This is a genomic window from Methylobacterium sp. NEAU K (assembly GCF_030700285.1).
GTDB lineage: Bacteria > Pseudomonadota > Alphaproteobacteria > Rhizobiales > Beijerinckiaceae > Methylobacterium.
The window spans coordinates 435-11,869 of record NZ_JAUYZJ010000022.1 but is presented as its reverse complement, the minus strand read 5'-3'; the positions used below and the strand labels follow the sequence as shown (position 1 = coordinate 11,869).

The following is an 11,435-nucleotide window of genomic DNA, read 5'->3' as shown; positions in this document are numbered from 1 at the left end:
GAAGCGGCTGGTCGACAATCCGTCCCCGCTCGGGCATGCAGTCCGACCCAGGGAGGAGTCATGACGGGCGCGGCGACGATGTCGGAGCCGGAGCGCGAGCGGATCGCCGCAGCGCTCGCCGAGATCGCCTGCGCGGCGGGCGACGTGCTGCGCCGCTATCACCGGGCGCCCTGCCCCCATACCCTGAAGCCGGACGGTTCGCCGTCGAGCGCCGCGGATGTCGAGGCCGAGGCGCTGATCGTCGCGGCCCTGGCTGCGCGGTTTCCCGGGATCGCCGTCGTCGCCGAGGAGAGCGCCCGGGCGCCGGACCTCGCAGCGCCCCCGCCCGAGCGGTTCTTCCTGGTCGACCCGCTGGACGGCACCCGCGATTTCCTGGCCGGGACGCCGGACTACTCGGTCAACATCGCGCTCGTGGCGGGCGAGCGCCCGGTGGCGGCCGCCCTCGCCGCCCCCGGCCTCGGCCGGGTCTGGTGGGCCGGAGCCGCCGCCTCCGAGGCGCCCGTGGTCGCGGGGCGGCCGGGTACGGGCCGGGCGGTTCACGCCCGCCCGGCGCCACAGGCCGGCCTCGTGGCCCTCGGTAGCCGGCGCCACGGTGATCCCGAGACCGCCTCCTGCCTCGCGGCGCTGCCCGTGCTGGAGATCCGCCAAGTCGGCTCCGCCCTGAAGTTCGGGCTGATCGCCGCCGGGGAGGCGGACATCTACGTCCGCTGCGGACCGACCATGGAATGGGACACCGCGGCGGGCGACCATCTCGTCACGGTGGCGGGCGGCTGCGTGGTGATCCCGGGTGGCGGTCCGGTCCTGTACGGACGTTACGGAGCCGGCTACCGAAACGGTCCGTTCGCGGCCCTGGGCGACCCGGCCCTGGCCGCGGTCCTCACCCTGCCCGCGTCGTGCGGGACCGGCCGGCCGCCGGAGCGGCGGCTCACCGCGGCGAATCCCTAGGGGGGATGTCCAGCTGATCGTGCAGGCCCGGCCAAGCCGCCTCCGCCTGCCCGGCCAGCCCGGGCTCCCCCAGGAACCGGGCGCGCCGCCCCGCGTCCCGGAACAGGTAGAGGCGTTCGCCGATCACCGCGAAGACCAGGGGGTCGGCGTCGACGAGGCGCCCGTCCAGGACCCCGAGACCGTCGTAGCCTCCGAGCCGCGGGGCGTAGACCTCGGGATTGTCGCGGAAGGCCGCGCGGTCGGCGCCGCTGGCGAAGCGCCAGACCCGGCCGCCCCAGGACAGCTCGAATCGCGCGGTGCCCGCCACCGGCCCTCCCTTCAGAAAGTAGCTGACCGGGTCGAACCCGTTGAGTGCCAGCAGCTCGATCGGCGACTCCGCCGGCTCGGCCGCGGCGGGGACGGAACGCCCGAAGGCCACCGTCAGGAGCGCCGACAGCACCAGGGCCGGGATGCGGGCCGGAGCCGGGACCGGGTGAGGGCGCGTTAACCACATCTTGCGATTTTCCCCAGAAGCTGGTCCGACTCAGCGGCCCGCGCCGGCCCGGCGGACAGGTCCGGCCCGGCGACGACAGTCCCGAGGCCGCACCCGGCCGCAGGTGCGGGCTCGCGGGGTGTGCGGCGGCACGCGTCCGGCGCACGCGAACCGTTAGTCGAACCGGGCGAGGAGGCAACGATGACGGCACGAGACGATCGCGGCACCCACCGGCGCCAACTGCTCCGCGCAGGCCTCGCCCTGGCGCTCGGCGCGCCCCTCGGCACCGCGGGCGCGGCCTGGGCACGGGGCGAAGATCTGGATACACCCGAGACGTTCCGCCCCGGCGAGATCGTCGAATCGGGCCATCGCTTCTTCGGCACGGTCTCGCGCGGGCTCGCGCTCACCGTCGAGGAGGCCGGGCGACGCTGGGGCGAGCCGAACGGCTATATCCTCGGCCAGGAGGGCTCGGGGGCGGTGGTGGCCGGCGTCCGCTACGGCGAGGGCACGCTCTACACCCGCAATGCCGGCCAGCGACGCGTCTACTGGCAGGGCCCCTCCCTAGGATTCGACGTGGGTGGCGACGGCGCGCGCACCATGATGCTGGTCTACAATCTGCCGAACGTGCGCGACCTCTTCCGGCGCTTCGGTGGCGTCGACGGTTCGGCCTACCTGGTCGGCGGCTTCGGCATGACCGCGGTGGTGAACGACCGCATCATCGTGGTGCCGATCCGCAGCGGTGTCGGCGCCCGCCTGGGCATCAATGTCGGCTATCTCAAATTCACCCGGGAGCCGACCTGGAACCCGTTCTGATTGATGAGCGCGGCCGAATTTCACCTTGGCGACCGACCTGGGTTAGACTGGAGACGGGCCGGGTCTTCCGGCCGAATGCGCGGGCTGCTCCCTCGTGATCGAAACGGCACTGATCTTCGCGCTGGGTTTCCTGGTGGCCAGCCTGTGCGGCCTCCTGCTGCTTCCCGCGCTGAATGCGCGCGCCGCGCGCCTCGCACGTCGGCGGGCCGAGGCGCGCCTGCCGCTGTCACCGGCCGAGATCGCCGCCGAGCGCGATTTCCTGCGCGCACAGTTCGCCGTGCAGCAGCGCCGGCTGGAGCGCAGGGTCGAGACCGTGCAGGCCAAGCGCCACGCCGACCTGGCGGCGATCGGAGCCGGCACGATGCGGGCCGCGGCGCTGGCGCGCGACGTGGCCGCCCGGGAGGCCGAGATCGCGCAGGCGCAGGCCAAGACCTGGGAACTTGAGGCCGAGCTTGGCGGCGCGCGCGAGGACGGCACAGCGAGCCTCGCCACGCTCCAGGCGCTCGAGGAGGCCCATGCCGACCTGCTCGACAGCCTGCTGGCGGTGCGGCGGGGCCCGGGTACCGGCCTGCCGCCGGACGGGGATGCCGCGCGCGGAGCCCTGACGGCCGAGCGCGACGATCTGCGCGCCAGCCTGAAGGCGGCCGAGGAAGCGCTGGCCCGGATGCTGGCGGATCGCCAGGGGGGGGTCGAGCGGGAGAACGCGGATCTGCGCCGGCGGATCACGGAGGTCGCCGACGCCCTGACGGGGCAGGAGCGACTACCCAAGGCAGCCTTCCCGGCCCCGGAGCCCGAGCGCGTCTGAGCCGTTGCCGAAGTCCAATCCCGGCTCGGAAACGTTCGATGACCGCCTTGTTTCGACCATGCAAAGGCATCATCGCAACCCGGACTTGTCCCGAAATTCCTGATTCCGACAGATGGTACGTATCCCCATGCGCTTGAAGCCGATCGTTCTCGCCGTCGCGGCGGCCCTTGCCCTGACGCTGCCGGCAACGGCGCAGCAGTCGAAGCGCGGCAACGAAACCCTGAAGAAATACTGCACCGGCGATTACCTGACCTATTGTGGCAACTTGGCTCCTGACGATCCTGCTACCGACGCGTGCTTCCAGAAGAACTGGAAGAAACTCAGCGAGAACTGCCGCCGCGCCATCGATGCCTACGAGGCCCAGCAGGGGCAGGATGCGCCGGCGAAAGGCAAGCAGGGCGCACAGGGCAGCAAGGAACGGCGGGGCTGAGGGCGAAGAGCGGGGACGCTTGGACCGAAGCAGGAACCCCTGTGGCGGGTCCACGCTCGCGCCGGCGCGCGGCAACGGCTAAGGTAGCGCTCCCGCCGGCCCTCGATCGCCGGTGCCGAGCCCGCCGGATCCTCGCGCGATGTCGTCGTCCCCCGCCCTGAAGCTCCTTGCCACGGCCGGCCTCGTCGCCTTGGCGGTCTCCGCCTGCGGGCGGCGGGGCGCCCTCGAGCCGCCCCAGGCCTCGGCCCCGGTTGCGCCGGCGAGAGCCGATTCGGTCAACGGCCGCAGATCCCTTCCGGTCTCCGTCGGCCTCGGCGGCGGCGTGGCCGAGCCGGAGGCGGCCGCGGTGCGGGCCGGAGACGAGCTCTCCGGGGCTGCCGTTCCGCCGGGCGGCACGGGGGCGCCGGTCGAGACCAGCCGCGGGGCGAAGCGCGGCTACAGGATCCCCAAGGAGCCTTTCATTCTGGATCCGCTACTGTAGAGGGCGGTGGCCGGAGCGCCGCTCCGCGCCCAAGTCGTGTCGCGCGCGCTCGATGGACCGGCCCCCGCCGACGGAGAGCGCCCGCGCCGACGGGCGGCCGGGATGTTTCACGGGAAACAGCCCGCGTTCCGGCGTGCTGGAGAGACACGGCCGAGATGCACCATTTCCACTACCGCGATGGGCGCCTGCATGCCGAGGACGTCGACCTGACGAGCCTCGCCGCGGACGTGGGCACCCCGTTCTACTGCTACAGCACCGCCACCCTGGAGCGGCATTACCGCGTGTTCGCGCAGGCTTTCGCGGGCGACGACGCGCTGGTCTGCTTCGCCATGAAGGCGAACTCGAATCAGGCCGTGCTGCGGACCCTGGCGGCCCAGGGCGCCGGCATGGACATCGTCTCCGGGGGCGAGTTGCATCGGGCCCTCGCGGCCGGGGTCGATCCGGCCAAGGTCGTGTTCTCCGGCGTCGGCAAGACCCGCGCCGAGATGGAGGCGGCACTCAAGGCCGGCATCTACTGCTTCAACGTCGAGAGCGAGCCGGAACTCGCCCTCCTCTCCGAGACGGCCTTGGACCTCGGCCTGAAGGCACCGGTCTCGATCCGGGTGAATCCGGACGTCGATGCCGGCACCCACGCCAAGATCTCCACCGGCAAATACGAGAACAAGTTCGGCATCCCGATCACCCGGGCGCCTGCGGTCTATGCCGCGGCGGCCGCCCTGCCGGGACTCGCCGTCCACGGCGTCGACATGCATATCGGCAGCCAGATCACCGATCTGGCGCCGTTCGCCGACGCGGCGCGGCTGCTCGCTGACCTCGCCCGGGAGCTGATGGCGGCGGGGCATCCCCTGCGCCACATCGATTTCGGCGGTGGCCTCGGCATCCCGTACCGCGACGACAATGCCCCGCCCCCCGATCCCGCTGCCCTGGCGGCGACCCTGCGGCCCCACTTCGCCCCCCTGGGCCTGCGGCCGGTCTTCGAGATCGGCCGGATGATCGCCGGCAATGCCGGGATCCTGCTGACCCGGGTGCTGTTCGTGAAGCACGCGGAGGGGCGCACCTTCGTGATCGTCGACGCGGCGATGAACGACCTGATCCGCCCGACCCTGTACGAGGCCTATCACGGCCTGCGCCCGGTCGCCGAGCCGGCGGCAGAGACACCCCGGATGGTCGCCGACGTGGTCGGCCCGGTCTGCGAGAGCGGCGACTACCTCGCGCTCAACCGCGAGATGCCGGTGGTACAGGCCGGCGACCTCATCGCCGTGATGAGCGCGGGCGCCTACGGGGCGGTCCAGGCCTGCACCTACAACACGCGCCCCCTGGTGCCGGAGGTGCTGGTGCGCGCCGACCGGGCGGCCGTCGTGCGCCCGCGGGTGGATGTCGAAGCGCTGATCGCCCTCGACCGGGTGCCGGACTGGCTGGATTGAGCGGGGCTCCGGTGGGTTCATCCCCGTCCGACCCGACCGGCAGTGAAAGCCTGCCGCTGTCGATCTTCATCATCGCCCAGAACGAGGCGGACAGGATCGGCGCGACGATCCGCGCGGTGCGCGGCCTGACCGACGACCTCGTGGTGGTCGATTCGGGCTCCACCGACGGCACCCAGGCGCTGGCGGCTTCGCTCGGCGCCCGGGTGATCCACAACCCTTGGCCGGGCTATGGCCCGCAGAAGCGCTTCGCCGAGGAGCAATGCTGCCACGTGTGGCTGCTGAACCTCGACGCCGACGAGGTGGTACCGGATGATCTCGCCCGGGAGGTCCGTTCCCTGTTCGCGGCGGGTGAGCCGCGCCGGCCGGCTTGGCGGATCGGCATCGCCGAGATCTTCCCGGGCGAGGGCCGTCCGCATCCCCTCGCCTACACGCTCACCCCGGTGCGGCTCTATCGCAAAGACCGGGGGCGCTATTCCGCCTCCCCGGTCCACGACCGCGTCGCCCTGGAACCCGGGGTCAAGCCCGGGCGCCTCAGGGGCGTGATCCACCATTTCTCGGTGCGCTCGCTCGGCGACCAGCTCGACAAGCTCAACCGCTATTCCGACCAGCAGGCGGACGACCTCGAGGCGCGAGGTGTGGTGATCCCGAGTTGGCGTGTCTTCGTCGAATTGCCGGGCAATTTCCTTAAAGCCTATCTCGGCCGCCGCCATTTCGTGCGCGGAACCTACGGCTTCCTGACGGCCATGAACTACGCGATCTCGCGGCATCTGCGCATCGCCAAGCATTACGAACGCCGCCGCCGCGCAGCAACCCACGCCGATCGGGTTGACCCGTCCGATCCGACCTTCTAGAGCCAAGGTGCCGGAGACGTGGCCGAGCGGCTGAAGGCACTCGTTTGCTAAATGAGCATACCCCGAAAGGGGTATCGAGGGTTCGAATCCCTCCGTCTCCGCCACTGATGTGGCCCAAGCACCTGTTATAGCTTGCAAAAACCAAACAGCTGGTACGCCCCACCCACGTTTCGCCCCACATTTTAAAGCGGCTTGTACCAGCTCGTACCGGACACAAATGGACGATGTGGCTTCGCGCGCGCGAGGGTGAAACTCGTCGCTCGCTTCATCATGTCCGATATCGCTGAGAGCTACTTTTGCAGCTCAGCCGGGGTGGGGACCCATGCGGCGGCGGTCATGCTCAATTGCGAACACATGACTGTAGAGGTTGGCCACCCAGCTCCGCCCCTCCACCGTGAGATCGAGAAAGCGAACCGCGTCGCCGATGACCGGCTCGATCTTGCCCCAGAAGAACGCCGGATACTGCTCCGCGAGGTCGGCTGGGCTGGCATAGCCAAGCTGGTCGTCGAGGCCGACCTCGGCGAACTCGTGGAACAGCGCGTTCAGTTTGCGCGGGTAGAGTGGATCACCGAGTTGCCCGATCAGGTCCGCCGCACGCATCAAGCCGGCTTCGGTCCCAGTCTCTTGGTGCTCATCGTCCGCGGGCACGGGGAAACGGGTCAACTCGATGGCCCGCATCACCCGCTGCGCATCGACGAGGTCATGCGTGCCGAAGCGCTCCTGCACCGCCAACTTCGAGCGTTCTATGTGGTAGGGTGCCATCGCCGCATCCGAGGCGCCGCGCGGCAAACCGATGGTCGTGCCCTGCGCGTCGATAACGAAGGCGTTCGCCCGGTCACCTGAGCAGACGCCACGCACGTAGCCGATGTCGTGGTACAGAGCGGCCAGGATCATGTGCAGCCAATCCTCCGGCGTGATGCCCTTGTCGAGGAACCGGCCGCGCAGGATGTCCTGAGCCACGAGCGTGACGAGGGCGGTGTGGTCGCCGTCGTGATAGAGCGCGTCGCTGCCGACGATGCGCTCGATGGTCAGACGTGCGGACGCCTCGATCACCTCGGCGAAACGTGGTTCACGACTGCCGAAGGTGCGCTGGTAGGTGAGTGCGAGGTGCTCGCCCAGCGCGTCGGCCAGCATCTTCGTCACGTCGAACATGACTTGTCTCTCGTAAATCGAGCAAACGCCCACACGGCGTGCTGTGTCGATCAGCATCATGACATCAAGTGAGCGGCGGCCCATATTGGGCAAAGCGCCTTGCGGAATGTTGGGTGTCAGACTCCGGGGCAGGCTCGTAGGATCTCATAGCCGTCGTGGCTGCGCGCGCATTTCCCGGCTCGGCCGGTCCCGAGATCGAGGCGCTGGCCGGTACCATCGAGCGCGTCACCTTCCACAGCCCCGAGACCGGCTTCTGCGTGCTCAAGGTCCAGGCTCGGGGCAAGCGCGACCTCGTCCCGGTGATCGGCCACGCCCCTGCCATCGCGGCCGGCGAGTGGATCACCGCCACCGGCATCTGGCACACGGATCGCCAGCACGGCGTGCAGTTCAAGGCCGACACTCTCAAGGTTACGCCGCCCACCGGGGTGGAGGGCATCGAGAAGTACCTCGCCTCCGGCCACATGCGCGGCATCGGTCCGGCCATGGCCAAGCGCATCGTCGCGGCGTTCGGCGAAGGCACGTTTGAGATCATCGAGGCCGAGCCGCAGCGGCTGCCCGAGGTCGCCGGCATCGGCCCGAAGCGCGCCGCCCGCATCATCGCCGGCTGGGCCGAGCAGAAGGCCGTGCGCGAGATCATGCTGTTCCTGCACGCCCACGGCGTCGGTACAGCGCGGGCGGTGCGGATCTTCAAGACCTACGGGCACGACGCCATAGCGGTCATGACCGAAGACCCGTATCGGCTGGCCAAGGACATCCGCGGCATCGGTTTCAAGACCGCCGACGCCATCGCGATGAAGCTCGGGCTGACCCCGGACGCGCCGCAGCGGCTGCGTGCGGGCATCTCGTTTGCCCTGCAGACGGCGACCGACGGCGGACACTGTGCCCTACCGGTTGCGGAGCTGATCAAGCTCGCGGGCGACCTGCTCGGCGTCGAGGCGGCGCTGATCCGCTCGGCGCTGCTCGACGTGCTGGAGACCGGCGAGGTCGTGCAGGACATCCTCGGCGATAAGGCGTGCATCTTCCTGGCTGGGCTGCACGCCGCCGAGCGGATGATCGCCGAGCGGCTGCTCCGCCGAACGCAGGGTCCACCGCCCTGGGCGGACATCGACCTCGCCCGGGCGCTGCCCTGGGTCCAGGACAAAACCGGCAAGACGCTCTCGCCCTCGCAAGGGGAAGCCGTCCGCCGGGTGCTCGGCGCCAAGCTCGCAGTGATCACCGGCGGTCCGGGCGTGGGCAAGACCTCGACCCTCGACACGATCCTGCGGATCCTGCGGGCGAAGGGCGTGCAGGTCCTGCTTGCCGCCCCGACCGGCCGGGCGGCCAAGCGCATGACCGAGCAGACCGGGCTCGAGGCCAAGACGATCCACCGTCTGCTGGAGATCGACCCGAAGCACGGCGGCTTCTCACGCAACGAGGACAACCCGCTCGCCTGCGACCTGCTGGTGATCGACGAGACCTCGATGGTCGATGTGCCGCTGATGAACGCCCTGACCAAGGCGGTGCCGGAGCACGCCGCGCTGCTCCTCGTCGGCGACGTTGACCAGCTGCCCTCGGTCGGGCCCGGGCAGGTCTTGGCCGACGTCATCGCCTCGAGGACGATCCCGGTGGCGCGGCTGACCGAGGTGTTCCGGCAGGCGGCTGAGAGCCGGATCGTCGTGAACGCGCACCGGATCAACGCCGGCAAGATGCCTGAACCGGCTGCGCGGGGCGCGGACAGCGACTTCCACTTGATCGAGATCGACGAGCCCGAGCCCGCCGTGGCGACGCTGATCGAGGTGGTGACACGGCGCATCCCCGCTCGCTTCGGTCTTGACCCGGTGCGCGACGTGCAGGTGCTCACCCCGATGCAGCGCGGCGTGCTCGGCGCGCGCAACCTCAATCATGAACTCCAGGCGGTGCTGAACCCGAACCCCTCTATCTCGGTGGAGCGATTCGGCTGGCGCTTCTCGCCGGGGGATCGGGTGATGGAGAGCCAGAACGACTACGACCGGGAGGTGTTCAATGGCGATCTCGGCACGGTGGCGCGCATCGATGAGGACGAGGGGGCGGTGATCGTCGATTTCGACGGGCGCGAGGTGGTCTACCCCTACGGCGAGCTCGACACGCTGGTACCGGCCTACGCGACGACCATCCACAAGTCGCAGGGCTCGGAGTACCCGGCGGTGGTGATTCCACTGGCCATGCAGCACTGGACGATGCTGGCGCGGAACCTCCTGTACACGGGCGTGACGCGCGGCAAGCGACTCGTTGTGCTGCTCGCGCAGCGCAAGGCGCTCGGTATCGCGGTTCGCGGCGCCAACATGCGGCCCCGCTGGACCAAGCTTCGGGAATGGCTCAGTGCAACGGCTCAGCTTCAGTAACGGCTGTTACGAACAGCAATGCAATCGAAGGCTTGGCGAATGACCGACCTGCCGCCGCTCGACGCTGCCGTTCTGCCCGCGGACATCCGCGCGCTTTTCGTTGAGGACATTAACGGCCTGCGGATGCACCTGCTGGAAGCCGGGCACGAGGATCCCGGCCGGCCCTGCCTCCTGCTGCTGCATGGCTTCCCCGAACTGGCCTATTCTTGGCGCAAGGTGATGCCTGCCCTCGCGAAGGCCGGCTACCACGTCGTCGCCCCGGATCTGCGCGGCTACGGGCGCACCGCGGCGGGGCCTGTCGCCTACGAAGCTGACCTCGCCCCCTTCCGCATGCACAACCTGCTTCTCGACCTGCTCTGCCTGCTCGCGGCGCTGGACCACGAGCGGGTCGCGGCGGTGATCGGGCACGATTTCGGTTCGTGGGTCGCGGGCTTCTGTGCCCTGGCCCGGCCCGACGTCTTCGGATCGGTCGTCCTGATGAGCGCGCCGTTTGCGGGGGCCCCCACCCTCGACGCCCTGGCGGACAGCCTGTGTCCGCCCGCGCAGGATCCGATCCACGCCGCTTTGGCCGGTCTGCCGCGCCCGCGCGAGCACTACCACCGCTACTTCGCCTCCCCGGCTGCGGCGCCCGACATGGACGGCAGCCCGGCGCAGGTCGCCGCGTTCCTGCGCGCCTACTTCCATTACAAGAGCGCCGACTGGCCGGGCAACGCGCCGCATCAGCTGGCGGGCTGGACAGCCGAGGCGCTCGCGCAGATGCCGACCTACTACGTGATGGACCTCGGCCGGAGCATGCCCGAGACCGTGGCGCTCGAAGGGCCGGAGGACGGGGGCGCCGGCTGCGCGTGGCTCACCGACCGGGACCTCGGCGTCTACGCGACCGAGTACGCGCGCACTGGCTTCCAGGGGCCGTTACAGGGCTATCGCTGCCGCATGGACGGGAGCCTCGCACGCGACCTTGGGCGATTCGCCGGTCGGCAAATCGAGGTTCCAGCGCTCTTCGTAGCTGGACGCAGCGATTGGGGTCCGTTTCAGGCACCCGGCGCGCTGGAGCGGATGCGCGCGCGGACTTGCGTCCATTTTCACGGCTGTCAATTCGTGGAGGGTGCCGGCCATTGGGTGCAGCAGGAGCAGGCGCAGGCTGTTTCCGACCTGCTTCTCGCATTCCTCCGTCGCTCCGCAGCCGGCACGGTCCTCCGGGCTTGATCGGAACGTCAAACGCCCGCCTTGTCGCTCTTGAGATAGGTCTGCCAGAGATAGGCCCGCCAAGCGTTCGCCACCTCGGTCGCACTCAGCGGCGAGCTGAGGCTCCGAATGGGCCTAGGCATCGATGCGATTCCCCCGCATGTCTCGCGCCCGTCCCCAAAAGGTCCGTCGCGAGCTTCTTTCCTGGACCGATGTCACCAACCAAAAAGGATTCCCCATGGCCGGCCTCAAGGACAAGCGTGGCTTCATCGATAAGGACCGACTCGATCTGTCGGAACGCAAGGCGGTCGAGTTCTGGATGAAGCGCTGGGGCGTCACGCAGGACCAGCTGACGGTGGCGCATCGGAAGGTCGGCCGAATGACGAAGGACATCGCCGTCGAGTTGGGCAAGAAGCGGTAGGGGTGACCTGACCGGCTGGCTTTGGACCGAGCTGATTGAGAGGATCAGCTGGGACCAGAGGAGTTGGGGATGAAGCGAGGACAGAGGCCGAGCGCG

The 11,435-nt window shown here is 69.7% G+C and carries 12 protein-coding genes and 1 tRNA gene; 11 read left to right on the top strand and 2 right to left on the bottom strand.

Annotated features, from left to right (window positions below; translation table 11 throughout):
- The first annotated feature begins 60 nt into the window (after positions 1-60).
- Entirely contained in the window at positions 61-945 is an 885-nt protein-coding gene (locus tag Q8W67_RS17560) for a 3'(2'),5'-bisphosphate nucleotidase CysQ (RefSeq protein WP_305547878.1), read from the top strand.
- On the opposite strand, the gene Q8W67_RS17555 is transcribed toward Q8W67_RS17560, so the two are convergent.
- Positions 926-1,438 carry a YHS domain-containing (seleno)protein gene (locus Q8W67_RS17555; protein ID WP_305547876.1) on the bottom strand — a complete coding sequence of 171 codons (513 nt, stop codon included), beginning with the start codon at positions 1,436-1,438 and terminating at the stop codon, positions 926-928. The genes Q8W67_RS17560 and Q8W67_RS17555 overlap by 20 nt on opposite strands.
- A gap of 180 nt (positions 1,439-1,618) precedes the next feature.
- Between Q8W67_RS17555 and Q8W67_RS17550 the strand changes: the two genes are divergently transcribed.
- The 7 genes from Q8W67_RS17550 to Q8W67_RS17520 all read left to right on the top strand — a co-directional run bounded on the left by Q8W67_RS17550 (position 1,619) and on the right by Q8W67_RS17520 (position 6,325).
- Positions 1,619-2,230 (top strand): DUF1134 domain-containing protein, encoded by a 612-nt coding sequence (locus Q8W67_RS17550; protein WP_305547873.1) that lies wholly within the window; start codon positions 1,619-1,621, stop codon positions 2,228-2,230.
- A 94-nt stretch (positions 2,231-2,324) separates the two neighbouring features.
- Complete coding sequence (locus Q8W67_RS17545; RefSeq protein ID WP_305547871.1) at positions 2,325-3,035, top strand: hypothetical protein; 711 nt, start codon at positions 2,325-2,327, stop codon at positions 3,033-3,035.
- 127 nt (positions 3,036-3,162) lie between these two features.
- Positions 3,163-3,465, top strand: coding sequence for a 3',5'-cyclic-nucleotide phosphodiesterase (locus Q8W67_RS17540; protein ID WP_305548053.1), 303 nt, complete (start codon positions 3,163-3,165; stop codon positions 3,463-3,465).
- A gap of 139 nt (positions 3,466-3,604) precedes the next feature.
- The gene (locus Q8W67_RS17535) at positions 3,605-3,946 is read left to right on the top strand and encodes a lipoprotein (RefSeq protein ID WP_305547869.1); all 342 of its coding nucleotides are present in this window, start codon (positions 3,605-3,607) and stop codon (positions 3,944-3,946) included.
- A 155-nt stretch (positions 3,947-4,101) separates the two neighbouring features.
- Positions 4,102-5,370 (top strand): diaminopimelate decarboxylase, encoded by a 1,269-nt coding sequence (gene lysA / locus Q8W67_RS17530; protein WP_305547867.1) that lies wholly within the window; start codon positions 4,102-4,104, stop codon positions 5,368-5,370.
- Positions 5,367-6,221 (top strand): glycosyltransferase family 2 protein, encoded by an 855-nt coding sequence (locus Q8W67_RS17525; protein WP_305547865.1) that lies wholly within the window; start codon positions 5,367-5,369, stop codon positions 6,219-6,221. Before lysA ends, Q8W67_RS17525 begins: the two co-directional genes overlap by 4 nt.
- A 12-nt stretch (positions 6,222-6,233) precedes the next feature.
- Positions 6,234-6,325: transfer RNA gene (locus Q8W67_RS17520), tRNA-Ser, on the top strand.
- A 199-nt stretch (positions 6,326-6,524) separates the two neighbouring features.
- Here the strand turns inward: Q8W67_RS17520 and Q8W67_RS17515 are convergent.
- A complete protein-coding gene (locus Q8W67_RS17515) occupies positions 6,525-7,373 on the bottom strand; it encodes a metal-dependent phosphohydrolase (RefSeq protein WP_305547863.1) in 849 nt (282 codons plus the stop codon).
- Between the two features lie 155 nt (positions 7,374-7,528).
- Here Q8W67_RS17515 and Q8W67_RS17510 point away from each other — a divergent pair, with 155 nt between their 5' ends.
- From Q8W67_RS17510 to Q8W67_RS17500, 3 genes are all read left to right on the top strand, one after another.
- Complete coding sequence (locus Q8W67_RS17510; RefSeq protein ID WP_305547860.1) at positions 7,529-9,733, top strand: ATP-dependent RecD-like DNA helicase; 2,205 nt, start codon at positions 7,529-7,531, stop codon at positions 9,731-9,733.
- A gap of 39 nt (positions 9,734-9,772) precedes the next feature.
- The gene (locus Q8W67_RS17505) at positions 9,773-10,939 is read left to right on the top strand and encodes an alpha/beta fold hydrolase (protein ID WP_305547858.1); all 1,167 of its coding nucleotides are present in this window, start codon (positions 9,773-9,775) and stop codon (positions 10,937-10,939) included.
- 217 nt (positions 10,940-11,156) lie between these two features.
- Positions 11,157-11,339: a DUF3606 domain-containing protein gene (locus Q8W67_RS17500; RefSeq protein ID WP_305547856.1), complete on the top strand. Its 183-nt coding sequence runs from the start codon at positions 11,157-11,159 to the stop codon at positions 11,337-11,339.
- Positions 11,340-11,435 lie beyond the last annotated feature (96 nt).

What these genes read in the sequence shown, in the direction of transcription:
- Q8W67_RS17515 (WP_305547863.1), bottom strand. Translation starts at nt 7,373, where the DNA reads ATGTTCGACGTGACGAAGATGCTGGCCGACGCGCTGGGCGAGCACCTC.
- Q8W67_RS17555 (WP_305547876.1), bottom strand. Translation starts at nt 1,438, where the DNA reads ATGTGGTTAACGCGCCCTCACCCGGTCCCGGCTCCGGCCCGCATCCCG.
- Q8W67_RS17500 (WP_305547856.1), top strand. Translation starts at nt 11,157, where the DNA reads ATGGCCGGCCTCAAGGACAAGCGTGGCTTCATCGATAAGGACCGACTC.
- lysA (WP_305547867.1), top strand. Translation starts at nt 4,102, where the DNA reads ATGCACCATTTCCACTACCGCGATGGGCGCCTGCATGCCGAGGACGTC.
- Q8W67_RS17505 (WP_305547858.1), top strand. Translation starts at nt 9,773, where the DNA reads ATGACCGACCTGCCGCCGCTCGACGCTGCCGTTCTGCCCGCGGACATC.
- Q8W67_RS17550 (WP_305547873.1), top strand. Translation starts at nt 1,619, where the DNA reads ATGACGGCACGAGACGATCGCGGCACCCACCGGCGCCAACTGCTCCGC.
- Q8W67_RS17540 (WP_305548053.1), top strand. Translation starts at nt 3,163, where the DNA reads ATGCGCTTGAAGCCGATCGTTCTCGCCGTCGCGGCGGCCCTTGCCCTG.
- Q8W67_RS17535 (WP_305547869.1), top strand. Translation starts at nt 3,605, where the DNA reads ATGTCGTCGTCCCCCGCCCTGAAGCTCCTTGCCACGGCCGGCCTCGTC.
- Q8W67_RS17560 (WP_305547878.1), top strand. Translation starts at nt 61, where the DNA reads ATGACGGGCGCGGCGACGATGTCGGAGCCGGAGCGCGAGCGGATCGCC.